Annotated in this window: 23 protein-coding genes; 12 read left to right on the forward strand and 11 right to left on the reverse strand. The window is 69.8% G+C overall.

Going from position 1 to position 22,531, the window contains the following annotated elements; all coding sequences use genetic code 11:
* The first annotated feature begins 313 nt into the window (after nucleotides 1-313).
* The 3 genes from AC07DF_RS03395 to AC07DF_RS03405 are packed head-to-tail and all read left to right on the forward strand — an operon-like array spanning nucleotide 314 to nucleotide 3,745.
* Entirely contained in the window at nucleotides 314-2,542 is a 2,229-nt protein-coding gene (locus AC07DF_RS03395; RefSeq protein ID WP_478966462.1) for a glycoside hydrolase domain-containing protein, read from the forward strand.
* Between the two features lie 13 nt (nucleotides 2,543-2,555).
* Nucleotides 2,556-3,005 carry a hypothetical protein gene (locus tag AC07DF_RS03400; protein ID WP_478966464.1) on the forward strand — a complete coding sequence of 150 codons (450 nt, stop codon included), beginning with the start codon at nucleotides 2,556-2,558 and terminating at the stop codon, nucleotides 3,003-3,005.
* The gene (locus AC07DF_RS03405) at nucleotides 3,002-3,745 is read left to right on the forward strand and encodes a hypothetical protein (protein WP_478966466.1); all 744 of its coding nucleotides are present in this window, start codon (nucleotides 3,002-3,004) and stop codon (nucleotides 3,743-3,745) included. Before AC07DF_RS03400 ends, AC07DF_RS03405 begins: the two co-directional genes overlap by 4 nt.
* Nucleotides 3,746-3,851: 106 nt before the next feature.
* Here AC07DF_RS03405 and AC07DF_RS03410 read toward each other — a convergent pair whose 3' ends face one another.
* The 4 genes from AC07DF_RS03410 to AC07DF_RS03425 form a co-directional block, all read right to left on the reverse strand.
* Nucleotides 3,852-5,996: a SpoIIE family protein phosphatase gene (locus AC07DF_RS03410; protein WP_478966467.1), complete on the reverse strand. Its 2,145-nt coding sequence runs from the start codon at nucleotides 5,994-5,996 to the stop codon at nucleotides 3,852-3,854.
* 321 nt (nucleotides 5,997-6,317) lie between these two features.
* On the reverse strand, nucleotides 6,318-7,010 hold the full coding sequence (gene fomD, locus AC07DF_RS03415; RefSeq protein WP_478966469.1) for a cytidylyl-2-hydroxypropylphosphonate hydrolase: 693 nt from the start codon (nucleotides 7,008-7,010) through the stop codon (nucleotides 6,318-6,320).
* Nucleotides 7,011-7,093: 83 nt separating this feature from the next.
* Nucleotides 7,094-8,497 carry a class II fumarate hydratase gene (locus AC07DF_RS03420; protein WP_478966471.1) on the reverse strand — a complete coding sequence of 468 codons (1,404 nt, stop codon included), beginning with the start codon at nucleotides 8,495-8,497 and terminating at the stop codon, nucleotides 7,094-7,096.
* Nucleotides 8,498-8,726: 229 nt separating this feature from the next.
* Nucleotides 8,727-10,397 carry a fumarate hydratase gene (locus tag AC07DF_RS03425; protein WP_391099644.1) on the reverse strand — a complete coding sequence of 557 codons (1,671 nt, stop codon included), beginning with the start codon at nucleotides 10,395-10,397 and terminating at the stop codon, nucleotides 8,727-8,729.
* Between the two features lie 189 nt (nucleotides 10,398-10,586).
* Here AC07DF_RS03425 and AC07DF_RS03430 point away from each other — a divergent pair, with 189 nt between their 5' ends.
* Nucleotides 10,587-11,288, forward strand: a complete 702-nt coding sequence (locus AC07DF_RS03430; RefSeq protein WP_478966474.1) for a DUF1707 SHOCT-like domain-containing protein — start codon at nucleotides 10,587-10,589, stop codon at nucleotides 11,286-11,288.
* Nucleotides 11,289-11,462: 174 nt separating this feature from the next.
* Nucleotides 11,463-11,840 carry a WhiB family transcriptional regulator gene (locus tag AC07DF_RS03435; protein ID WP_184590908.1) on the forward strand — a complete coding sequence of 126 codons (378 nt, stop codon included), beginning with the start codon at nucleotides 11,463-11,465 and terminating at the stop codon, nucleotides 11,838-11,840.
* A gap of 87 nt (nucleotides 11,841-11,927) precedes the next feature.
* On the opposite strand, the gene glpX is transcribed toward AC07DF_RS03435, so the two are convergent.
* The gene (gene glpX, locus AC07DF_RS03440; RefSeq protein WP_382490272.1) at nucleotides 11,928-12,962 is read right to left on the reverse strand and encodes a class II fructose-bisphosphatase; all 1,035 of its coding nucleotides are present in this window, start codon (nucleotides 12,960-12,962) and stop codon (nucleotides 11,928-11,930) included.
* Nucleotides 12,963-13,089: 127 nt separating this feature from the next.
* Between glpX and AC07DF_RS03445 the strand changes: the two genes are divergently transcribed.
* Complete coding sequence (locus tag AC07DF_RS03445; RefSeq protein ID WP_454366313.1) at nucleotides 13,090-13,614, forward strand: DUF4245 domain-containing protein; 525 nt, start codon at nucleotides 13,090-13,092, stop codon at nucleotides 13,612-13,614.
* Nucleotides 13,615-13,729: 115 nt separating this feature from the next.
* Here AC07DF_RS03445 and AC07DF_RS03450 read toward each other — a convergent pair whose 3' ends face one another.
* From AC07DF_RS03450 to xseA, 3 genes are all read right to left on the reverse strand, one after another.
* A complete protein-coding gene (locus tag AC07DF_RS03450; protein WP_478966477.1) occupies nucleotides 13,730-14,320 on the reverse strand; it encodes a malonic semialdehyde reductase in 591 nt (196 codons plus the stop codon).
* Nucleotides 14,321-14,444: 124 nt separating this feature from the next.
* Nucleotides 14,445-14,690, reverse strand: a complete 246-nt coding sequence (locus AC07DF_RS03455; protein ID WP_478966479.1) for an exodeoxyribonuclease VII small subunit — start codon at nucleotides 14,688-14,690, stop codon at nucleotides 14,445-14,447.
* A 9-nt stretch (nucleotides 14,691-14,699) separates the two neighbouring features.
* Complete coding sequence (gene xseA, locus AC07DF_RS03460) at nucleotides 14,700-15,908, reverse strand: exodeoxyribonuclease VII large subunit (protein ID WP_478966481.1); 1,209 nt, start codon at nucleotides 15,906-15,908, stop codon at nucleotides 14,700-14,702.
* A gap of 263 nt (nucleotides 15,909-16,171) precedes the next feature.
* Here xseA and AC07DF_RS03465 point away from each other — a divergent pair, with 263 nt between their 5' ends.
* On the forward strand, nucleotides 16,172-17,257 hold the full coding sequence (locus AC07DF_RS03465; RefSeq protein ID WP_478966483.1) for a 4-hydroxy-3-methylbut-2-enyl diphosphate reductase: 1,086 nt from the start codon (nucleotides 16,172-16,174) through the stop codon (nucleotides 17,255-17,257).
* A gap of 69 nt (nucleotides 17,258-17,326) precedes the next feature.
* Nucleotides 17,327-18,073 (forward strand): polyphosphate--glucose phosphotransferase, encoded by a 747-nt coding sequence (ppgK, locus tag AC07DF_RS03470; RefSeq protein WP_478966485.1) that lies wholly within the window; start codon nucleotides 17,327-17,329, stop codon nucleotides 18,071-18,073.
* 42 nt (nucleotides 18,074-18,115) lie between these two features.
* On the opposite strand, the gene AC07DF_RS03475 is transcribed toward ppgK, so the two are convergent.
* Nucleotides 18,116-18,721, reverse strand: coding sequence for a DUF6542 domain-containing protein (locus AC07DF_RS03475; RefSeq protein ID WP_478966487.1), 606 nt, complete (start codon nucleotides 18,719-18,721; stop codon nucleotides 18,116-18,118).
* Nucleotides 18,722-18,891: 170 nt separating this feature from the next.
* Between AC07DF_RS03475 and ychF the strand changes: the two genes are divergently transcribed.
* From ychF to AC07DF_RS03490, 3 genes are all read left to right on the forward strand, one after another.
* The gene (gene ychF / locus AC07DF_RS03480; protein WP_478966489.1) at nucleotides 18,892-19,980 is read left to right on the forward strand and encodes a redox-regulated ATPase YchF; all 1,089 of its coding nucleotides are present in this window, start codon (nucleotides 18,892-18,894) and stop codon (nucleotides 19,978-19,980) included.
* A 143-nt stretch (nucleotides 19,981-20,123) separates the two neighbouring features.
* The gene (locus AC07DF_RS03485) at nucleotides 20,124-20,405 is read left to right on the forward strand and encodes a type II toxin-antitoxin system Phd/YefM family antitoxin (RefSeq protein ID WP_478966491.1); all 282 of its coding nucleotides are present in this window, start codon (nucleotides 20,124-20,126) and stop codon (nucleotides 20,403-20,405) included.
* On the forward strand, nucleotides 20,402-20,656 hold the full coding sequence (locus AC07DF_RS03490; protein WP_478966493.1) for a Txe/YoeB family addiction module toxin: 255 nt from the start codon (nucleotides 20,402-20,404) through the stop codon (nucleotides 20,654-20,656). The genes AC07DF_RS03485 and AC07DF_RS03490 overlap by 4 nt, the downstream gene beginning before the upstream one ends.
* A 41-nt stretch (nucleotides 20,657-20,697) precedes the next feature.
* On the opposite strand, the gene AC07DF_RS03495 is transcribed toward AC07DF_RS03490, so the two are convergent.
* Both AC07DF_RS03495 and AC07DF_RS03500 read right to left on the reverse strand, forming a co-directional pair.
* A complete protein-coding gene (locus AC07DF_RS03495; protein ID WP_478966495.1) occupies nucleotides 20,698-21,111 on the reverse strand; it encodes a (R)-mandelonitrile lyase in 414 nt (137 codons plus the stop codon).
* Nucleotides 21,112-21,127: 16 nt separating this feature from the next.
* Nucleotides 21,128-21,448, reverse strand: a complete 321-nt coding sequence (locus tag AC07DF_RS03500; RefSeq protein ID WP_478966497.1) for a carboxymuconolactone decarboxylase family protein — start codon at nucleotides 21,446-21,448, stop codon at nucleotides 21,128-21,130.
* A 152-nt stretch (nucleotides 21,449-21,600) separates the two neighbouring features.
* On the opposite strand from AC07DF_RS03500, the gene AC07DF_RS03505 reads away from it, so the two are divergent.
* Nucleotides 21,601-22,500, forward strand: a complete 900-nt coding sequence (locus AC07DF_RS03505) for a helix-turn-helix transcriptional regulator (protein WP_478966499.1) — start codon at nucleotides 21,601-21,603, stop codon at nucleotides 22,498-22,500.
* Nucleotides 22,501-22,531 lie beyond the last annotated feature (31 nt).

Raw genomic sequence — 22,531 nt, forward strand, 5'->3', positions numbered from 1 at the left:
ATAGGTCGGAATCACGCCAGGACACCAACTGACCCAGGAGTAAAGCCCTTGCTCCCCCTGCTCGCACTGTGCTTATGGTGATCACCAATCCGGTGCACTGACCACGCCACCGGAACGGGGGAGGTTTCTGATGTCGCCGTGCCGTCTGTCATGCGCACATCTTTTTCACAGTCGTGCCGTCATGCCGCGCCTCTGAGCCGTCTCGCCTCCTGGTGAGGCCGTCCCTCGTCAACTCCTCCCGGTCCCGCGCCGGATGGGGGTGCCGTCACGCTCCGGTACTCGGACACGACCCTTGTGAAGGAGAGCCACGCCCATGGCCGATGAGATGGTGCGCAGAGCCCAGACGTTCCTCAACGCCACCTATGACGACGGCGCGAAACTGGGCATATCGCGGCTCGTCGAGAACGGCGAGACCGGCTGGACCGTCATGTTCGCCCTCACCCGGGCGCTCCAGTACGAGCTGGGCATCTCCGGACTGTCGGACAACTTCGGTCCCGGCACGCTCTCCACGCTCCAGTCGAAGTACCCGCGCATCGGCGCCTCGGGTGTCCCGGCGAACATCATCCGGATCGTCCAGGCCGGCCTGTACTGCAAGGGCTACGACGGCGGCGAGATCGACGGCAAGTACAACGACCGTGTCCGCGACTCGGTGATCAAGCTCAAGAAGGACATGGGCGTCGACTTCGCCTACCCCGGCAGCGAAGTGGTCCCGAAGGTGCTCAAGGGCCTTCTGAACATGGACCCGTACGTCACCGTCAACAACGGCTCCGCCCAGATCCGCGCCGTGCAGCAGTGGATGAACGGCGAATTCATCAACCGCCGGGACTTCTACATCATCGCGTGCGACGGTCATCACTCCCGCACCGTCGCCCAGGCGATGCTCTACGCGGTCCAGTACACCATCGGGATGGCCGACGGCGTCGCCAACGGAGTGTTCGGCCCCGGCACCCAGGCGGGTCTGAAGGAACACACCCTGACGGTGGGATCGTCCGGCACCTGGGTGCAGTTGTTCACCGCCGGCATGCTGCTCAACCAGCGCTCCGTCTCCTTCGGCGGCACCTTCACCGCCGCCCATGCCGACGCGGTCCGCTCGTTCCAGTCGTTCGTCAAGCTCCCCGTGACGGGGAAGGGCGACTTCTCCACCTGGGCCTCCCTCCTCGTCTCCTACGGTGACCAGAACCGCAAGGGCTCGGCGTGCGACGGCGTCACCCGCATCACCCCCGACCGGGCCAAGGCGCTCAAGGCGGAAGGCATCACCGTCGTCGGGCGCTACCTCACCAACCCGATCCCCGGCGGCGGCAAGGTCCCCGAGAAGGAGATCCAGACCGGCGAGCTCCAGACCATCGCCGACCAGGGGCTGCGCTGTTTCCCGATCTACCAGACCTTCGGGCGGGGCGCGGAGGACTTCAGCTATCCCCTGGGCCGAGCGGCCGGACAGGCCGCGATCAACGCGGCCCTCGACCACGGCTTCAAGCCGGGAGCGCGCATATTCTTCGCGGTCGACTTCGACGCCTACGACTACGAGGTCACCGACAACGTCCTGCCCCACTTCAAGGGCATCCAGGACGCGATGCGCGACGACGGCAACCGCTACGGCGTCGGCGTCTACGGTCCCCGCAACGTGTGCACCCGTGTATCGGACGCGGGCCACGCCTCGGCATCCTTCGTATCCGACATGTCCTCCGGATTCTCGGGGAACTTCGGCTATCCGCTCCCCGAGAACTGGGCCTACGACCAGATCGTCACCAAGACGGTCGGCTCCGGAAGCGGTTCGATCAACATTGATGTCAACATCGCCTCCGGGCGTGACACCGGTCAGGGGTCGTTCAACCCGCCGAGAGGTGTCAAGCAGGACACCCGGCTGCACCCCGACGTCACCACGGCCATGCAGACGGACGTCGGCAAGTACATGGAGTCGCTCGGCTTCCCCCTCGACGGCGGCACACGCAGCTGGCAGCACTGGAAGTGCTTCGAACGGACCGTCACCGCGCACGACGAGCTGATCACCAACCTGTCCCGCAAATACAACCTGCGCAAGGCGCTCATCCAGACGACCGCCTACTGGGAGATGCGGCACATCACCCCGCAGGACGAGGCGGCGTGGCTGGCGGTCATCACCGCCTTCAACACGACCCGCAAGTACATCCGTGAGACGTCCACGGGCATCGCCAAGCAGCGGGCCGGCACTCTGATCGGTGCCTATAACCACGCCCTCGACAAGGGGTACTCCTCGGACCAGCCGCGCCGGGACGCGTCGAAGGACGAGGACAAGTACAACGCCTGGAAGCAGGCCTACGACAGCGAGACGTTCGCCCTCACCAGCGTCGCCATCATCCACCTGTGGGACATCGACGGTAAGCCCGGCGGCGACGACGACTCCCCGGCCCTGCGCAAGCCGACCCTCGGCTACACGGACACCGAGATCTACGAGGTCCTGCGCCGGTACCAGGGCCCCGGCGAGCCCGCGATGACGGAGGCGAAGAAGCGGATGGGGCTGTACTACGTGATGGAGAAGTACAACTCCATCTCCCGCAACTACTAGCAGGGGAGCGCACATGTCAGGAGACGAGCCCTACGCCGCCCACGACGGCGCGCTGTTGCTGGTGCTGCTCCTGGCCTGCGTCCTCACGGTGCTGCCCCTCACCGTCCACGGGATCAAACGCCTGATACGCGCCGCTCGGAGGAAGGAGACGTTCACAGCCCGGTCCGCGGCCGTGCTGGCCTGGGACGCGACGATCGCCATGTACACGTGGGGACTCCTCCATCTGTTCCTCCTCGACGACTACGCCCGGTCCCAGGCCTGCCGCGACGCGGTCGGGGACAAGCTCAGCGGCTACGCGCCGAGCTTCCTCCCGTTGCGCTTCGGCTGCCGCACCAGTGACGGGCGGGTCGTCGAGGCCGTCATCCCCTCGTACATCAACCCGGCAGTCGCCGTACTCGGGGTCTGCTCCCTCGTCCTCACCGCACTCGCCATCGCCCACCACAAGAAGGACACCGACACGTGACAACCGACCTGTCCCGCCGAAGTGCGCTGCGGCGTGCCGCCTTCATCGCCGCGGGCGCGGCCTTCGGCTCCTCACTGCTCTCCTCTCCCGCCCGGGCCGCGTCCCCGGGCCCGGATCCGGACAAGATCCGTGAAGCGATACGCAAGGCGCAGGAACGCAACAAGCGAGTCCTCAGCGGCACCCCGTCGACGAACGGGTGGGAGATGGAGAAGACCGCGGACGACCACGGGCACATCTACACCAGACCCGTCCCCGGCACTCCCCTCGACGGCGTCCAGATCCGCATGGGCGACGTCGAGACCGTCCTCGTCCATGTGATCCGCCGCTTCCACTACGAGATCGACGAACTCCGCCGGGGCGACGTCACCGGCTGGCGTCACCCCTCGACGGTTCGCAAGGGCCTGGCCGAGTCGAACCAGGCCTCCGGCACGGCGGTGCAGATCCGGCCGGGCTACTACCCCTCCGGGGTGCGGGGCGGCTTCTTCCCGCAGCAGACGGTGGTGATCCGGGACATCCTTGCCGAGTGCGACGGCGTGGTCCGGTGGGGCGGGGACGACAAGCGCCCGGACGAGGCGCTGTTCTACCTCGACGTCGAGCCCGGTGACAGCCGGCTGGCGGCGACCGCCGCGAAGATCCAGGGCTGGGAATGGGCTCCCGGCAAGGGCGCCGGTTCCGGCGCCGACCCGCTCCAGCCGTCGCGGAAGCGGTCCGCCGAACGCCTTGCCCGGCAGCAATCCTGAACACCCGGCAGCAGTCCTGAACCGAACGGTGGCCCGCACGGTGTGACGGACTTCGACGACGGGCCGGTCCCCGCGATGCGGGGACCGGCCCGTGCCGTGTGCGCGCTCAGCCCCGGTTCAGCTCGAACCAGACCACCTTGCCCGTGCTCAGCCGCGTCGCGCCCCAGCGCCGGGCCAGCCGGTTCACCAGATACAGCCCGCGTCCGCCCTCGTCGGTGGCACGGGCCTGCCGCAGGCGCGGCAGCTGCGGGACGTCGTCCCCCACCTCGCAGCGCAGGACATCCGTCCGCAGCAGGCGCACGGTGACCGGCCGGGACGCGTACCGCACGGCGTTGGTGACGACCTCGCTGACCAGCAGCTCGACGGAGTCGCTGAGCTCCTCGAGGCCCCAGCGCTGCAGCGCGCGCCGGGCCAGCCGGCGGGCCCGGCCGGGGGCGGCGTCCTCCGGCTCCAGGAACCAGTACGCCACGTCGCTGGGCGCGATCCCGTCGAAGCGGGCGGCGAGCAGCGCGATGTCGTCGTCCCGGTCGCCCGGGCCGAGCATGTCGAGCACCTCGTCGCAGAGGGCCTCCAGGGGCGGCGGATGGTCGGGACCGGTGAGCTGCGCCGTCGCGGCGAGCTTCTCACGCAGCTGCTCGATGCCGGTCCACACGTCCCTGAGGCGCGACTCCACCAGGCCGTCGGTGTACAGCACCAGGGTCGCGCCGGCGGGCGCGTCCAGCTCCACCGCCTCGAAGTCGACGCCGCCGACCCCGATGGGGGCACCGGCCGGCACGCGCAGCACCTCGGCGCGGCCGCCCAGATGGAGCAGGACGGGCGGCGGGTGACCGGCGTTGGCGATGGTGATGCGATGCGATACCGGGTCGTAGACGGCGTACAGGCAGGTCGCCATACGGTCCACGCCGAGGCGCTGGGCCTGTTCGTCGAGGTGGTGCAGGACCTCCTGCGGCGGCAGGTCGAGGCCCGCGAGGGTCTGGGCGGTGGTGCGCAGCTGGCCCATGATGGCGGCCGAGGTCATGGAGTGGCCCATCACGTCACCCACGACCAGGGCGACCCGGCTGCCGGGCAGCGGGATCGCGTCGTACCAGTCACCGCCGACGCGTGCCGTCTCCGCCGCCGGCAGATAGCGGGAGGCGAGCCGCACACCGGTGGGGCGGGGCAGCGTCTCGGGCAGCATGGTGCGCTGCAGTTCGTCCGCGATGTACGCCTCGCGTCCGTACAGCACGGCCTTGTCGATGCCCAGGGCGCTGTGCGTGGCGAGCTGGGCGGCCACCAGCAGGTCGTCCGGTTCGAAGGCGATGCGCTCGGGGCGGCGCAGGAACAGGGCGGCGCCGATGACCCGGCGCCGGCCGCGCAGCGGGGCGAGGATCGCCCGCTGTCCGTCCGGCACGGCGGACTCGCCGCCTTCACCGAGCAGTTCGGGCAGCGCGGCGCGGGCCGCGGGAGCGTCCGTGAAAACCGGGCGCACGCCCCGCAGGACCTCGGCGAGCGCGCTGCCGGGCCGTACCTCGCACAGCTCGGCGCCGACCGTGTCCAGCTCGTCCGGTTCGGGCTGGGTGGCCGGCTGGAAGCCGTTCTCGGTGTCGCGCTCCGCCGGTATCCGGTCGGTGCGGCGCAGCCGCAGCACCAGCGGGCCGGTGGGCCGCTCGTCGCCGACGGGCAGCGGATCGCGCAGATAGACCAGGATCGCGTCGGAGAAGGTGGGCACGGTGGCCCGGCACAGCCCCATCACGATCTCGTCGAGATCGATGCCGCGGGCGATCCGCCGGGTGGCGGCGCCGACGAACCGGAGCCGGTCGCCGTCCCGCCGCATCGGCGTGGGCCGGCCCGGCGGCAGGCTCTGGCCGCTGCGGCGTTCCTGCCCCTCGGCATTCGGCGCCGGCCGGTCCTGCTCATCGGCCGGCTGGACCGGAATGCCCTCGGGGGCGGGGCGCGGCCGCGGGGTCTCGCGCTCGGCGGTCTGCTCGGCACCCGGCTGGGAGTGCTCGGAGGCGGGGTCGCTCACGGTGTCCTTGCCCTTGCCGAACGGCGTGGAGGTGCCCGGCTCCGAGGTGCCCGGCGTGGTGTGCGGCGTCGTGACCGGAACGGTGACGTCGCCGCCTGAGCGGCCCTGTACCGGTAAGGCGCCCGAGCCGGGCGTGCGCGCCGGTGTCGAGGTATGCACGAGCGCCCCGCGGGAATCCGCGGGGTCGATGCCCGTCTGCGGGCGTTCGAAGGAGGTCGGCTGCTCCGTCACGCGTGTCGAATCCATCCGTCCGGGGCTGCACGCCAGAGGTGCAGGTGGTCCCGCCGAAACTCCGATACCCGGAATACGTGCCCCAGGAACGGAATTCCCGCGTGGTCAGAGGTTGTTTCTGTGCCACCGGCCGACCGTCTGCGGCCCTCAGGGCCCCCAGGGCCGGTGGCGCAGGCCCTGCCGGTGTTGCCCTCGTACCCCTCGCTCACGTCCTGCCGCCCCTCGGTGACGATCGGTCAAGCCCAGCGCGTGCTCCGGTAGTTGCGGTGTGCGACCCGCCGCGCGCCCTTGCGGAGGACGATCCTACGTTTCTTGCCCGGGGGCGCATCAAGGGTCTCATGAGGACACATGCGCGGGCGTACGATCCCAGTCCTCCGGCAGTGACGGTACCGCCCAGGACGGATCCGGGCGCCAGTGCTGCCAGCCTTCCGAGAACGGAGGCCCCCACACGCGGATCACCTCCACCGCGGCCTGCCCCGCCGCTCGTACCTTTTCCGCCTGTTGGCCGTCCATCAACCCGTCTCGCCGGGCCTGGGCGAACTCGTCCTCGTCCCGCCAGTGCCAACTGCGGTCCGGATGGACGGAAATGTCCAGGAAGTGGTCCACGGAGTCCACACCGCCCTCCCAACGGACCAGCGGCTCCTCCAGGTTCACGTACCAGTTCTTGAACTGCCAGCCCGGATCCCAGAACAGCCACACCGACCAGGGCTCGCCGGGCCGGGCCAGCTTCAGGACACCCGTGCCGAACCACCGGTCGCGCTGCACGGTGCGGGGCTTGGTGTAGCGCGACTCCAGCGGCTCCAGGTGCACGGGGGTACCGTCGGCGAGCACGGGCTTCACACACTCGGTGCCCGGGGCCAGCCACACGGCGAGCAGATCCGCGTCGTCCCGTACGACGGTGACGGGACGCACGATGTGCAGACGCGGGCCGCCGTTCTCCCGGTACCGCCACAGGATCCGGCTCCCGGGCGCCCAGAAGCCTGCCGCACCACCCGTTTCCACGCGTCTCACCGCTCCACCCTCTGCCATGCACAGATATTAGGTGCCATAGGCATACGACGCTGCGGCGCGTGTCACGGTTCACGCGCCGGGCGTATTCGGTCCACGCACCGTCACGGGTGCGTCATCCGCAGGACATCCAGTGCCTCGTCGAGCTGCTCCGTGGTCAGGTCGCCGCGCTCCACGTACCCGCCGTCCAGGACGACCTGACGGATGGTCTTGCGCTCGGCCAGTGCCTTCTTGGCGACCTTCGCGGCCTCCTCGTACCCGATGTACTTGTTGAGCGGCGTGACGACGGAGGGGGAGGACTCGGCGTACTCCCGCGCCCGCTCGCGGTCGGCGGTGACGCCGTCGACGGTCCGGTCGGCGAGCAGCCGCGAGACGTTGGTGAGCAGCCGGATCGACTCCAGCACGTTCTTCGCGATGACCGGCAGCATGACATTGAGCTCGAAGTTGCCGGCGGCACCCGCCGTGGCCACGGTCGCGTCGTTGCCGACGACCTGGGCGGCCACCATCAGCACGGCCTCCGGAATGACCGGATTCACCTTGCCCGGCATGATCGAGGAGCCGGGCTGGAGGTCGGGCAGGGCGATCTCGGCGAGGCCGGTCCGCGGCCCCGAGGACATCCATCGCAGGTCGTTGGCGATCTTCGTCAGCCCGACCGCGATGGTGCGCAGCTGCCCGCTGGTCTCGACGATGCCGTCCCGGGCGCCCTGCGCCTCGAAGTGGTCACGGGCCTCGGTGAGGGGCAGCCCCGTCGTCCGGCCGATCTCCTCGATCACGGCGGCGGAGAACCCGGGCGGGGTGTTGATGCCGGTGCCGACGGCCGTGCCGCCGAGGGGCAGTTCGGCGAGCCGGGGGAGGGATGCCTGGAGCCGCTCGATGCCGTACCGCACCTGGGCGGCGTAGCCGCCGAACTCCTGGCCCAGCGTCACGGGGGTGGCGTCCATCAGATGGGTCCGCCCCGACTTCACGACATCGGCGAACTCCTCGGCCTTGCGGCCGAGAGAGGCCGAAAGGTGCTCCAGGGCGGGGACGAGATCGCGGATGACGGCGGCGGTGGCGGCGATATGGATGGACGAGGGGAAGACGTCGTTCGACGACTGGGAGGCGTTGACGTGGTCGTTGGGATGCACGCTCCGGCCCAGCCGCTCGGTGGCCAGGGTGGCGATGACCTCGTTGGTGTTCATGTTGGACGAGGTCCCGGACCCGGTCTGGAACACATCGACCGGGAAGTGCTCGTCCCACTTCCCCTCGGCCACCTCGGCGGCCGCCGCCCGGATCGCCTCGGCGATCTCCTTGTCCAGGACCCCCAGCTCGGCGTTGACCTTGGCCGCCGCCCCCTTGATCCGGGCGAGCGCCTCGATGTGCGCCCGCTCGATGCGCTGCCCGGAGACGGGGAAGTTCTCCACGGCCCGCTGGGTCTGGGCCCGCCACTTGGCGTGGGCGGGCACCCGCACCTCTCCCATGGAGTCGTGCTCGATGCGGTACTCGGTCCTGTCCTGCTCGTCGGTCATCGACGATCACCTCCACGTGGCACAGCGTCCGCGACGCGACCACTGTTCCCCGTGGAGGCGAATAGTCACCCCTCTGACGGCAGCCCGTCCGGCGTTTGAGGACGAGGCCCTTCGGGCCGAACGGGGTCCGGGGCGGAGCCCCGGGCGGGGTCGAAGGGGCGGAGCCCCTGGAGGGCGGGACGGGTAGGGGCGGCGGGGGCGAGATCCATCCCCCGTGGCACCCGAGGCGCTACGCCAGCCCGGGGCCCCGCACCGGGATCGACGTGAACGTCGGCGCCGGCGCCGGGTCCTGGAAGAAGTCGTTGCCCTTGTCGTCGACGACGATGAACGCCGGGAAGTCCTCGACCTCGATCTTCCAGACGGCCTCCATGCCGAGCTCCTCGTACTCCACGACCTCGACCTTCTTGATGCAGTCCTGGGCCAGGCGCGCGGCCGGGCCGCCGATGGAGCCGAGGTAGAAGCCGCCGTGGCTGCCGCAGGCGTCCGTGACCTGCTTGCTGCGGTTGCCCTTCGCGAGCATCACCTTGGAGCCGCCCGCCGCCTGGAACTGCTCCACGTAGGAGTCCATACGGCCGGCCGTCGTCGGGCCGAAGGAGCCGGACGCGTACCCCTCGGGCGTCTTCGCGGGACCCGCGTAGTAGACCGGGTGGTCCTTCAGGTACTGCGGCATCTCCTCGCCCGCGTCCAGCCGCTCCTTGATCTTGGCGTGCGCGATGTCGCGGGCCACGACCAGCGGGCCGGTGAGCGACAGCCGGGTCTTCACCGGGTACTTCGTGAGCTCGGCCAGGATCTCGTCCATCGGCTGGTTCAGGTCGATCTTGACGACGTCGCCCTCGGACTCGAGCTGCTCGTCCGTCGTCTCCGGCAGGAACCGCGCCGGGTCCTTCTCCAGCTGCTCGAGGAAGACGCCCTCGGCCGTGATCTTCGCGACGGCCTGGCGGTCGGCGGAGCAGGACACCGCGATGGCGACCGGGCAGGACGCGCCGTGCCGCGGCAGGCGCACCACACGCACGTCGTGGCAGAAGTACTTGCCGCCGAACTGCGCCCCGATCCCGATCTTCTGCGTCAGCTCGAAGACCTTCTGCTCCAGGTCCTCGTCCCGGAAGCCGTGCCCGAGCTCCGAACCCTCCGACGGGATCTCGTCCAGGTAGTGCGCGGAGGCGTACTTCGCCGTCTTCAGCGCGTACTCGGCGGACGTGCCGCCGACCACGATCGCCAGGTGGTACGGCGGGCAGGCCGCCGTACCGAGCGAGCGGATCTTCTCCTCCAGGAACTTCATCATGGAGGCCTCGTTCAGGACGGCCTTCGTCTCCTGGTACAGGAACGACTTGTTGGCCGAGCCGCCGCCCTTGGCCATGAAGAGGAACTTGTAGGCGCCGCCGTCGGTCGCGTACAGCTCGATCTGCGCCGGGAGGTTGGAGCCCGTGTTCTTCTCGTCCCACATGGTCAGCGGGGCCATCTGCGAGTACCGCAGGTTCAGGTTCTGGTACGCGTCGTAGATGCCGCGCGACAGGGCCGCCTCGTCGCCGCCCTCCGTGAGCACGTTCTGCCCGCGCTTGCCCATGACGATCGCCGTGCCGGTGTCCTGGCACATCGGCAGGACGCCCGCGGCCGCGATGTTCGCGTTCTTCAGCAGGTCCAGCGCCACGAACTTGTCGTTGCCGGACGCCTCGGGGTCGTCGATGATGCGGCGCAGCTGGGTGAGGTGGGCCGGGCGCAGGTAGTGCTGGATGTCGTGGATGGCCTCCTCGGCGAGCTTGCGCAGCGCCTCCGGCTCCACCTTGAGGAAGGTCCGCCCGTCCGGCCCCTCGACCGTGGAGACACCCTCGGAGGTCACCAGCCGGTACGGAGTGGTGTCCTCCCCTTGGGGGAGCAGATCGGTGTACGCGAACTCAGGCATCTCGCCCATTCCTCACTCGACAGACGCGACCCGCCTCCTTTGGCGAGCGCCCACCAGCGTAGAACCTGCCTCCGGCGGCGAGCTTGTGAGGTAAGGCTCAGTTCGTCACGGTCGGGGTCGTGGTCAGGGGCTCGCAAAGGTCCCCAGTGAGGGGTGTCGCGATCTATCGTGTTTCGGTACGCTGCTGTCGTGGACCTTCAGAAGCAGGACCTTCAGAAGCAGACCGCTCCCGCGGGCTCCGAGTTCCGTGCCTCCGACGCGGAGCGCGACCGCATCGCCGACATCCTGCACGACGCCCTCGCCGAGGGCCGTCTCACCGCTGACGAGCACGCCGAGCGGGTCGACGGGGTGCTGCGCGCCAAGACGGTCGGCGAGCTGGAGGTGTTCACACGGGACCTGCCCGCCGCCCACCGCCGGGGCCCGGCCGCGTCCCCCGCCCCGGCCCCCTACCGCCCCACCGCCGGCGCCATTCCGATGGACCCCGACGACAACGTGGTCGCGGTCTTCAGCGGCGCCGTCCGCAAGGGCCGCTGGCGCGCGGGCCGCCGCATCCACGCGTACGCGATCTTCGGCAGCGTCGAGATAGACCTCAGTGAGGCCCTCTTCGACCACCAGCAGGTCGTGATCAAGTCGTTCGCGATCTTCGGCAGCGTCGACATCCGCGTCCCGGAGAACGTGTCGCTGCGCGGCATGGGCGGCGGCGTGCTCGGCAGCTTCGAGGTGGACACCCTTGACTCGGGCGAACCGGAGGCACCGGTCGTCTACGTGGACGGCTGGGCCGTCCTGGGCAGCGTCGAAGCGCGGCCCAAGCGCGGCAAGTTCGTCGCGGACATCCTGGACCGGGTGCAGCGCAAGGTCGACAAGAGTTTGCGCAAGCACCTGGATCATTGACAGTCGCGAATCCACCCGGGGTGCGGAGCAAAATGGTGCACCCCCGGCACGGCCCCACGGGCCCTGCGAACGGGGCGAAACCAGCGGTTCGGAACTCAGTGCATAGGCGCGCGTACAGCGGGTAGGCCTTGCTGCATCGTCTCTCGCTCGCGAAGCCGTCGTCAGGAGTAGACCGTGCTGCAACCGCCGCATTCGTCCCTGCAGGTAGCTGCCGTTCCGGCCCCGCGGGTGCCAGCGCGAGACAGGGATCAAGACGCCCCGTGGCACACCGAGGCGGTGTGCCGGCGGGATGAGGCCGGCCTGTTCTTCGCTCCCTCCAAGGAGCCCACCGCGGCCCGGCTCTCCCGCGAGGAGGCGGCGAAGCGGGTCTGCGCCCGCTGTCCCGTGATGGTCGAATGCCGTGAACACGCCCTGCTCCAGCCCGAACCGTACGGCGTCTGGGGCGGCCTCACCGCCGCGGAACGCCGCGTGGTCCTGGCCCGGCGGCGCCGTCGCGACCTGGAGCTGAAGAAGGCGGCCCGCTCGTCGGACCGCATAGCCGCGGCAGGCTGAGCGACAGAGGAAGAGGGCGCCCCCACCGCACCGGGGGCGCCCTCTTTTCAGCGATTCCTCGCCCCCCGACTTCCGGGGCGTGGGGCGCTACTTCCCCTTGTCGAAGTCGATCGCGCTGTACGCCCGCAGCTTGCTCAGCCGGTGCTCGGAATCGATTCTGCGGACCGTGCCGGACCGCGAGCGCATCACGATCGAGTCGGTCGTGGCGGTTTCCGCCCGGTAGCGAACGCCCCGCAGCAGCTCCCCGTCCGTGATCCCGGTCGCCACGAAGAACACGTTCTCGCCGGTGACCAGATCCTCCGTGGTCAGCACCCGGTCCAGATCGTGCCCGGCGTCGAGTGCCCGCTGCCGCTCCTCGTCGTCCTTGGGCCACAGCTTGCCCTGGATCGTGCCGCCCAGGCACTTCACCGCGCAGGCCGAGATGATGCCCTCCGGTGTACCGCCGATGCCGAGCAGCAGGTCGACGCCCGTGCCCTCGCGCAGCGCCAGGATCGAGCCGGCCACGTCGCCGTCGGAGATCAGCCTGATCCGCGCACCGGCCTCACGGATCTCCTTGATGATGCCCTCGTGCCGCGGCCGGTCCAGGATCACCACCGTCACGTCCTCGGGCGCGGACCGCTTGGCCTTGGCGACCCGGCGGATGTTCACCGACACCGGGGCGTTGATGTCGACGAAGTCGGCCGCCTCGGGGCCGGTGACGAGCTTGTCCATGTAGAAGACCGCCGACGGGTCGAACATGGAGCCGCGCTCGGCCGCGGCCAGCACAGCGATCGCGTTCGTCATGCCCTTCGCGGTCAGCGTGGTGCCGTCGATCGGGTCCACGGCGATGTCGCACTCGGGCCCGGTCCCGTCCCCGACGCGCTCCCCGTTGAACAGCATGGGGGCCTCGTCCTTCTCGCCCTCGCCGATGACGACGACGCCGTTCATCGAGACGGTGGAGACGAGGGTCCGCATGGCGCGCACCGCGGCACCGTCGGCGCCGTTCTTGTCACCGCGCCCCACCCAACGGCCCGCGGCCATCGCCGCGGCCTCGGTCACCCGGACCAGTTCCAGGGCGAGGTTGCGGTCGGGGGCCTCGGAGGGCACATCAAGTTCGGACGGCAAGTGATGATGCTCGGTCATCGGAGCGCACCTTTCTGTACGACGACGGCCGGATGAGGGCTTTGTCGCCCGACTCTATCTCTGAGTGCGCAAAATGAGCAGGGGCCCCCACGGATGAGCGCTCCGGAGACCTGCGACGATAGGGGGCGTGGCAGGCACGAACGGCAAGCAGAAGACGGCGCGGGACATGATCCTCTCGATGGGCGTCATCGTCCTCGTGGCGGGCTTCGTGTACCTCTTCATCCCGCACGACGACACCCCGCCCGAGACCAAGGTGGTCGACTACCGGGTCGAACTGCTGACGGCACGCCGCGCCGCTCCGTACCCCGTGGCCGCACCCGAAGGCCTGACCGATGCGTGGAAGGCCACCTCCGTGCGCTACCGGGGCGACGACTTCGACACCTGGCACCTCGGCTTCCACGATCCCGAGGGGGAGTACGTGGCGGTCGAGCAGTCCACTCAGCGCCGTCCTGTCTTCCTCGACGAGGCGACCCAGGGCGCGCGGGAGACCGAGCGGACCGAGAAGATCGCCGGCCGGACGTGGACGCGCTACGAGGGCGGCCGGTACGACGCGCTGGTCCTCGAAGGCGCCAAGGGCTCCACGACCGTCGTGACGGGTACCGCGTCGTTCGCGCAGCTGACGAAGATGGCGGAGGCGCTGAAGACGGAGTGAGCCGCGTATTCGCGTAGGCACGGAGAAGACACGAAAGAAGTCCCCCGGCACTGCCGGGGGACTTCTTTCGTGTGCGTAGTAGGGCCTATGTGCGCAGGGCCTGTGTACGCGGGGCTCAGACCGTGGTGACGACCTGGTCGAACTCCAGGCGCGGGGAGCGCGGGTACCAGGCGTCCGGGCCCGGGCGGCCGATGTTGACGATCATCAGCGGGGTGTGGTCGTCGTCCAGGAACTCCTTGCGCACGCCCTCGAAGTCGAAGCCGGTCATCGGGCCGGCGGCGAGACCGGCGGCGCGGACGCCGACGATGAAGTACGCGGCCTGGAGGGCGGCGTTCAGCCCGGCGGCGTTCTCACGGACCGGGCGCTCGGTGAAGAAGACGTCCTTGATCTGCGGCGCGGCGGGGAACAGGTGCGGCAGCTCCTCGTGGAACTCGTTGTCCGCGGAGAGGATCGCGACCAGCGGAGCGTCCGCCGTCTTGGCGCGGTTGCCCTCGGCCAGGTGCGGCACGAGGCGCTCGCGGGCCTCGGGGGAGCGGACCAGCGTGATGCGCAGCGGGGTCTGGTTGAAGGCCGTCGGACCGTACTTGACCAGGTCGTAGATCGCCTGCACCTGCTCATCGGTCACCGGCTCGTCGGTGAAGGCGTTGGCGGTGCGGGCCTCACGGAACAGCAGGTCCTGGGCGGCGGGGTCAAGAACGAGGGACATGAATGCACTTTCTCGCGACGGTCGGTCCGGAAGATCGGCTGACGTCTTCGACCGTACGCCAGTTAAGTTCAACGTTCAACTAACCTGAGGGTGTCGTGTGTCACCCCGCACCCGCCGGCCCGGTCTACTCGGTGTCCTCGTCCTCCGCGGCCTCCTCGGCCAGCGCCGCGTCCAGCCGCGCCCGCGCCCCGTCCAGCCAGCGCCGGCAGACCTTGGCCAGCTCCTCGCCGCGCTCCCAGAGCGCGAGGGACTCCTCCAGCGTCGTACCGCCCGCCTCCAGACGCCGGACGACCTCGATCAGCTCGTCCCGCGCCTGCTCGTACCCGAGCGCCTCGGTCATGTCCGGCGCCTCATCAACCTCGCTGGTCATCCACCCACCCTATGTGTCCACTCGTACGGAGAACTCACCCTCGGAGACCCGGGCGCGCAGCGCCTCGCCGGCCTCCACCTCGCCCGGGTCGCGGACCGCGTGCCCGTCCGCCTTCTGCAGCACGGCATAGCCGCGCTTCAGGGTCGCGGCGGGGGAGAGGGCCACCACGCGCGCGTGCGTGTGCGTCAGCTCCGAGTCGGCCCGGTCGAGCTGGTGCCGCAGACAGCGCCGGCCCCGGTCCAGCAGGTCCGCCACGTGGTCGGCGCGCTCGTCGATCATCCGGTGCGGGTCCTCTATCGACGGCCGAGCGAGGGCATGGGCCAGCCCGCGCTCCTCCCGCTCGACCAGCGCCGCCACGCACCGCCGCGCCCGGTCCCGCAGCAGCCGCACCCGCTCGTACTCCTCGCCGACGTCCGGTACGACCTTCTTGGCCGCGTCGGTCGGGGTGGAGGCGCGCAGGTCGGCGACGTGGTCGAGCAGCGGGTTGTCGGGCTCGTGCCCGATCGCGGACACCACGGGCGTACGGCACTGGGAGACCGTCCGGATCAGCTGCTCGTCGGAGAACGGCAGCAGATCCTCCACACTGCCGCCGCCCCGCGCGACGATGATCACGTCCACGTCCTCGATCGCGTCGAGCTCCTTCACGGCCTGCACGACCTGCGGCACGGCGTGCACGCCCTGCACGGCGACGTTGCGCACCTCGAAGCGGACGGCGGGCCAGCGGTGCCGGGCGTTCTCCAGGACGTCGCGCTCGGCGGCCGAGGCCCGACCGCAGACCAGCCCCACGAGCTGCGGCAGGAACGGCAGCGGCTTCTTCCGCTCGGGCGCGAACAACCCCTCCCGCGCGAGGGTCTTCTTCAGCTGCTCCAGACGCGCGAGCAGCTCACCGACGCCGACGGGCCTTATCTCGGCGGCCCGCAGCGACAGCTGCCCACGCGGGGCGTACCACTCCGGCTTGGCGAGGACGACCACCCGGGCGCCCTCGCTCACCATGTCCGCGACGGCGTCGAACACCTGCCGGTAGCAGGTGACGCCGACGGAGATGTCGTACGACGGGTCGCGCAGCGTCAGGAACACCACACCGGCGCCCGGCCGCCGCGACAACTGTGTGATCTGCCCCTCGACCCACACGGCCCCGAGCCGGTCGATCCATCCCCCGATGAGCCGCGACACCTCACCGACGGGGAGCGGGGATTCCGCGGACGTGTTCACAGCCATGCCCGCGAGAGTAGTGGGCGCCGCTGACAACGCCGCTCAACCGCTCGGTGAGGTGTTCAGGCCGTGGACGACCAGGTCCCGGAAGCCGGGACTGCGCCGCGGCGTGTGTTCCCCGTCGGCCGCGGGGGCCGCCGCCGTCCCGGTCTCCGGCATCGTGTCCCCTCCGTCGGCCCCTCCGCCCGCGTCACTCACCTCGCGCCCTCTCAGTCTTCCCGGGGACTCCGCACGGACGCGATCTTTGACCCGGCGAACGCGGCCTTACGATGGGACGCATGTCTGCTTCGCCTGGCCGCCGTGTCCTGCTCGCCGCCCCCCGTGGCTACTGCGCGGGTGTGGACCGCGCCGTCATCGCCGTCGAGAAAGCGCTGGAGCAGTACGGGGCTCCGGTCTACGTCCGGCATGAGATCGTCCACAACAAGTACGTCGTGCAGACCCTGGAGAAGAAGGGCGCGATCTTCGTCGAGCAGACGGAGGAAGTGCCCCCGGGGAACATCGTCATGTTCTCCGCACACGGCGTTGCCCCTGTCGTCCACGAGGAGGCCGAGCGCGGCCGCCTCGCCACCATCGACGCCACCTGCCCCCTGGTCACCAAGGTCCACAAGGAAGCCGTCCGGTTCGCCAACGAGGACTACGACATCCTCCTGATCGGCCACGAGGGCCACGAGGAGGTCATCGGCACCTCCGGTGAGGCCCCCGAGCACATCCAGCTGGTCGACGGGCCGGGCGATGTCGCGAAGGTGGAGGTCCGCGACCCGTCCAAGGTCGTCTGGCTCTCCCAGACCACACTGTCCGTCGACGAGACCATGGAGACCGTCGACGCGCTGCAGGAGAAGTTCCCGCAGCTCATCTCCCCGCCCAGCGACGACATCTGCTACGCCACGCAGAACCGTCAGCTGGCCGTGAAGCAGATGGGCGCCGAGTCGGAGCTGGTGATCGTGGTCGGCTCCCGCAACTCCTCCAACTCCAAGCGGCTCGTGGAGGTCGCCAAGATCGCGGGTGCGCGCGAGGCGTACCTCGTGGACTTCGCCGACGAGATCGACGAGTCCTGGCTGGAGGGCGTCTCCACAGTCGGTGTCACCTCGGGTGCCTCCGTCCCGGAGGTCCTGGTCGAGCAGGTCCTGGAGTGGCTCTCGCAGCGCGGCTTTGAGGACGTCGAGATCGTCAAGGCGGCCGAGGAGTCCATCACGTTCTCCCTGCCGAAGGAGCTGCGCCGCGACCTGCGCGAGGAGGCGGCGACGCTGGCCGCCGAGCGCGGCGGGGCGGGTACGGGGACCGGGACCGGAACGGGGACCGAGGCCGGGACGGGTACCGAGGCCGGTGCCGGGACCGGTGAAAATTCCGGGGAGTGATCGCGAACGGGCCGGGCAGCGACCGCCGTCCGGCCTGTGACTGTCAGTCGTTCGTCGTAGCGTAGGGCCATGCAGATCTTCGGTGTGGACATCGGTGGTTCCGGGATCAAGGGCGCCCCGGTGGACCTGGACAAGGGTGACCTGGCGCAGGAGCGCCACAAGGTCCTCACCCCGCACCCGGCCACGCCGGACGGGGTGGCCGACGGCGTCAAGCAGGTCGTCGACCACTTCGGCTGGACGGGGCCCATCGGGGTCACCTTCCCCGGCGTGGTCACCGACGGAGCCGTGATCCGCACGGCGGCCAACGTCGACGACAGCTGGATCGACACCGACGCCCGCGCGCTGCTCGGCGAGCGGCTGGGCGGCCTGCCGGTGACGGTGGTGAACGACGCGGACGCGGCGGGCGTCGCCGAGATGCACTTCGGCGCCGGCCGCGGCCGCCACGGCACGGTGATCGTGCTCACTCTCGGCACGGGCATCGGCAGCGCGGTCTTCGTCGACGGCGTCCTCGTCCCCAACACCGAGCTCGGCCATCTGGAGCTCGACGGGCACGACGCGGAGAAGCGGGCCTCCAGCAAGGCCCGTGAGGACCACGACATGACGTGGGAGCACTGGGCGTCGCACCGCGTGCGCAAGTACCTCGCCCACGTCGAGATGCTGTTCTCGCCGGAGCTGTTCATCATCGGCGGTGGCGTCAGCCGCAAGTCCCACAAGTTCCTGCCCCACATCGAGGGCATCGAGGCGGAGATCGTCCCGGCGCAGCTGCAGAACAACGCGGGGATCGTGGGGGCGGCGATGCGCGCGGCCGGGCACTAGGGCCCGGCGGGCGTCAAAGGGCGGGCACCACACCGGCAGGTGTCACACGGGCGGACGGGGCCCGGCAGCCGCCGTCCGTCGCCGGTGCACCAGCCGGATCCGCCGGACGATGACGATGACCCCGGCGACGAGGGTCCCCCCGTACAGCCACCCGGCCTGCGTGGCGAGCGCCGTCACCAGCCCCATCAGCCTGCCGCCGGTTCCTCCGTCGCCGTCGGCCATCGGCAGCAGCCCGACGGCGAACGCGATCGGCACCACGACGGGCGCGATCATGAGATCCCCCCGCCTCACCCAGACGGCGGTCAGCACGCACACCGGCACGAACAGCACGCCGTACGCCGTCAGCGACGCCCCGAACAGCACCGAGCACAGCCCGCCGAGCAGGAACATCACCACCCCGCAGAACAATCCGCTGCCCAGCCCGGTCAGCCGGGGATTCGGCAGCTGTCCCGCAGTGGGGGCCCCCGACGCGGACGCGGTCCGCCGTACCGCCGCCGGACGGCGCTGCGCCCCCGGCGCCCGCTCTCCCCGCTCCGCTCGCACCGCCTCCTCACCCTCCGCCCCTCGATTCGACTGGGGCGGCAGGGACGATCTCGGCCGGTCGCGTCGCGGTCCGTACCGGGCAGGTCGCGTCCTGTATTGCTCCACTGCACCAACGTAGGTCGTTTAATGTGCCGAATCGCCCCTCAGACACGCCGTGGGCCGGGGCTTGGCCAAGCGTTCGACAGGTCGCCGGGCCGGTTGCGGGTACGCCGTAGACTGGTGGATCGGCCGGTCCCCTGGCCTCCTGGCCCTCTCCACTCACGGGAAGTCGCAACGTGTCGCTCACGATCGGAATCGTCGGTCTGCCGAATGTCGGCAAGTCGACCCTGTTCAACGCCCTGACCAAGAACGACGTGCTGGCGGCCAACTACCCGTTCGCCACCATCGAGCCGAACGTGGGCGTCGTCGGCGTCCCCGACCCGCGGCTCGGCAAGCTGGCCGAGATCTTCAAGTCGGAGAAGGTCCTCCCGGCCACGGTCGACTTCGTCGACATCGCGGGGATCGTGCGCGGCGCGTCCGAGGGTGAGGGCCTGGGCAACAAGTTCCTGGCGAACATCCGTGAGTCGGACGCGATCTGCCAGGTCATCCGTGCCTTCGCGGACGAGAACGTCGTGCATGCGGACGGCAAGGTCTCGCCCAAGGACGACATCGAGACGATCAACACCGAGCTGATCCTGGCGGACCTCCAGACCATCGAGAAGGTCCTCCCGCGCCTCCAGAAGGAGTCGCGCATCAAGAAGGACATCGCCCCGAAGGTCAAGGCCGTCGAGGAGGCCAAGGAGATCCTGGAGAAGGGCGACACGCTCTTCGCCCACGGCATCGTCCAGGGCACCGAGCGCAACGAGCTGCTGCACGACCTGCACCTGCTGACCACGAAGCCCTTCCTCTACGTCTTCAACGTCGACGAGGACGAGCTGACCGACGAGGACTTCAAGAACGAGCAGCGCGCCCTGGTCGCGCCGGCCGAGGCGATCTTCCTCAACGCCAAGCTGGAGGCGGACCTCGCCGAGCTCGACGACGACGAGGCCCTCGAACTCCTCCAGTCCGTCGGCCAGGACGAGCCCGGCCTCGCCACCCTCGCCCACGTCGGCTTCAACACCCTCGGCCTCCAGACCTACCTCACGGCCGGCCCCAAGGAATCCCGCGCCTGGACCATCAAGAAGGGCGCCACGGCCCCCGAGGCGGCCGGCGTCATCCACACCGACTTCCAGAAGGGCTTCATCAAGGCGGAGGTCATCTCCTTCGACGACCTGGTGGAGACGGGCTCGGTGGCGGAGGCCCGCGCGAAGGGCAAGGCGCGCATGGAGGGCAAGGAGTATGTGATGCAGGACGGGGATGTGGTGGAGTTCCGCTTCAACGTGTGAGTGGTACCAAGACCTGGCAAACATGCAGGTCAGCTGGGGGTCGACCCGTCCGGGGGTCGACCCCCAGCTGTTTTGCGTGCGGGGATGGCGCTGGCGGTGAGTGGTACATTATCCGGTACCACTTTGATGTAGGGAGTCGTGCCGTGTCGATAACTGCGAGCGAAGCCCGCAAGGCTCTCTTTCCGCTGATCAAGAAGGTCAACGACGATCACGAGGCCATCGAGATCGTCTCCAAGCACGGCAACGCCGTACTCGTCTCGGCCGAGGATTACGCGGCGCTGCGCGAGGGCTCGTACCTGCTGCGCTCGCCTGCCAACGCTCGGCGGCTGCTCAAGGCGTACGAGAATGCCCTGGGCAACCTCAACGTGTCGGAGCGCGAGCTGATCGATCCTGATACCGCGGCCCCGGACACGGGTGCCGAGTGAGGCTTGTCTTCGAGGACCAGGGCTGGGAGGACTACACGTCCTGGCTCAAGAACGACCGCAAGATGCTCGCTCGCATCAACAAGCTCATCGAGGACGTGGAGCGGGACCCCTTCACGGGGATCGGCAAGCCCGAGCCCCTCAAGTACCACTTGCCCGGGGCGTGGTCGAGGCGGATCGACGACGAGCACCGCCTGGTCTACCTGGTCACGGACAAGGAGATCGTGATCCTCGCGGCGCGCTATCACTACTGAACGTTGGGCCGTCCGTCCCCGTCAGTCTGGTTCTGGGCTCGTCAGCCCGCAACGCCGGCGAGCGCCGTCGTGTACTGGTCGTCCGTCACCGGCTCCAGCCAGGTCGTGCCGTCGCCCGTGGGGGTGCCGACGACCAGGGCGATGTGGGCCAGGAGGTTGGTGTCGGTGGCGCCGTGCCAGTGCTCTTCGTTCGGAGGGCACTTGACGGTTTCGCCGGCGCTGACGCGGATGACGTTGCCGTCTCGGGTGCCGACCAGGCCGACGCCGTCGGTGATGTGCAGGAGCTGGCCCAAGGCGTGGGAGTGCCAGTTGGTGCGGGCGCCGGGGGTGAACCGCACCAGGGCGGCGGCCAGGCGGGCCGGTTCGGCGGGGGTCTCGATCATGTTGAGGTAGACGTCGCCGGTGAAGCGCTCGGCCGGGGCCCTGAGGGTGGGGGTGTCGGTGATGTGTTCCATGGGTTCGCTCCTGTCGTCAGGCGTCTCGCGCGTCGGTGATCTGCTTGAGCTTGGTGATCGCGGTCATGGCGTTGGGCCAGCCCGCGTAGAAGGCCAGGTGCGTGATCGCCTCGGACAGCTCCTCGCAGCTCAGGCCGTTGTCCAGGGCCACACCGAGGTGGTAGCCGAGCTGCTCGCCGCGGTACAGGGCGGCCAGCACGCTCACGGTCACCAGGCTGCGGTCGCGCGGGGAGAGCCCGGGCCGCTCCCAGACGTCACCGAACAGGACCTCGTCGGTGACCTCGACGAGCTTGGGCGCGATCCCGGCAAGCTCCTGGGGTGCGGACTGCTTCGGCATGAGAGTTGCTCCTCGATCAAGACGGACTGTGCGGACTTCGCTCAGCTGTCGATATCGAGGAAAACGCGGCCCGGGTGGGTGGAGAAGGGGCTGCCGTTACAGGTACTGGCAGGACCCCCCAGCCGTGGGACGTCCCGCCTAGCCTGAAACGTGTGAGCACCGAGAGCGACGCCCGCGAATTTCTGAGATCCCGCCGGGCCAAGATCACGCCCCGGCAGGCGGGGCTGCCCGCCTACGGGGGAAATCGGCGGGTGCCGGGCCTGCGTCGGGAAGAGGTCGCGCTGCTCGCCGGCGTCAGCATCGACTACTACGTCCGCCTCGAACGCGGTCACCTCGCCGGTGCCTCGGAGGAGGTCCTGGACGCCGTGGCGAACGCTCTCCAGCTCGACGACGCCGAGCGCGCCCATCTGTTCGACCTGGCCCGCGCCGCCGCCAAGCGCCCTGCCCGCCGCCCCGGACGCGCCCGCGGCCCGCTGCCGGACAGTGTCCTGCGCGTCCTGCGGTCGATGACCGACTCCCCGGCCTTCATCCGCAACGGCCGCCTGGACATCCTCGCGACCAATCACCTCGGCCGGGCCCTGTACTCCCCGCTGTTCCCCGACCGCACCGCCCGGACCGTCAACATCGCCCGGTTCCAGTTCCTCGACGCCCGTGGCCGCGACTTCTTTCCCGACTGGGAGGAGTCCTTGCACACCACCGTCTCCCTGCTGCGGACCGAGGCCGGACGAGCCCCTCACGACACCGGGCTGACCGGCCTGATCGGCGAGCTGGTCACCCGCAGCGAGGAGTTCCGTACGGCTTGGGCCAGGCACAACGTGCGCCTGCACCACACCGGCCGCAAGTCCTTCCGCCACCCCGAAATCGGTGTCCTCACCCTCGACTTCGACGCCATGGAACTGCCCGCCCAGCCCGGCCTCACCCTCACCGCCTACAGTGCCGCACCCGGCTCCGCCGACCACGACGCGCTCCAGCTGCTCGCCGCGTGGGCCGCCACCGAGGAGGCGCTGGTCACCGGTGAGCCCGCTGCCGCCCCCGACCGTCGGAAGGACTGAGCGCGCCGGACTGCGCGCGGCGGCACCGGAC

The organism is Streptomyces sp. NPDC044719, assembly GCF_056433405.1.

Excerpts from the sequence above, each read along its gene's own strand:
- AC07DF_RS03425 (WP_391099644.1), bottom strand. The coding sequence starts at position 10,397 with ATGCCTGAGTTCGCGTACACCGATCTGCTCCCCCAAGGGGAGGACACC.
- AC07DF_RS03455 (WP_478966479.1), bottom strand. The coding sequence starts at position 14,690 with ATGACCAGCGAGGTTGATGAGGCGCCGGACATGACCGAGGCGCTCGGG.
- fomD (WP_478966469.1), bottom strand. The coding sequence starts at position 7,010 with ATGGCAGAGGGTGGAGCGGTGAGACGCGTGGAAACGGGTGGTGCGGCA.
- AC07DF_RS03420 (WP_478966471.1), bottom strand. The coding sequence starts at position 8,497 with ATGACCGACGAGCAGGACAGGACCGAGTACCGCATCGAGCACGACTCC.
- AC07DF_RS03410 (WP_478966467.1), bottom strand. The coding sequence starts at position 5,996 with ATGGATTCGACACGCGTGACGGAGCAGCCGACCTCCTTCGAACGCCCG.
- ppgK (WP_478966485.1), top strand. The coding sequence starts at position 17,327 with ATGCAGATCTTCGGTGTGGACATCGGTGGTTCCGGGATCAAGGGCGCC.
- AC07DF_RS03500 (WP_478966497.1), bottom strand. The coding sequence starts at position 21,448 with ATGCCGAAGCAGTCCGCACCCCAGGAGCTTGCCGGGATCGCGCCCAAG.
- AC07DF_RS03400 (WP_478966464.1), top strand. The coding sequence starts at position 2,556 with ATGTCAGGAGACGAGCCCTACGCCGCCCACGACGGCGCGCTGTTGCTG.
- xseA (WP_478966481.1), bottom strand. The coding sequence starts at position 15,908 with ATGGCTGTGAACACGTCCGCGGAATCCCCGCTCCCCGTCGGTGAGGTG.
- AC07DF_RS03450 (WP_478966477.1), bottom strand. The coding sequence starts at position 14,320 with ATGTCCCTCGTTCTTGACCCCGCCGCCCAGGACCTGCTGTTCCGTGAG.
- AC07DF_RS03495 (WP_478966495.1), bottom strand. The coding sequence starts at position 21,111 with ATGGAACACATCACCGACACCCCCACCCTCAGGGCCCCGGCCGAGCGC.
- AC07DF_RS03395 (WP_478966462.1), top strand. The coding sequence starts at position 314 with ATGGCCGATGAGATGGTGCGCAGAGCCCAGACGTTCCTCAACGCCACC.
- AC07DF_RS03465 (WP_478966483.1), top strand. The coding sequence starts at position 16,172 with ATGGGACGCATGTCTGCTTCGCCTGGCCGCCGTGTCCTGCTCGCCGCC.
- glpX (WP_382490272.1), bottom strand. The coding sequence starts at position 12,962 with ATGACCGAGCATCATCACTTGCCGTCCGAACTTGATGTGCCCTCCGAG.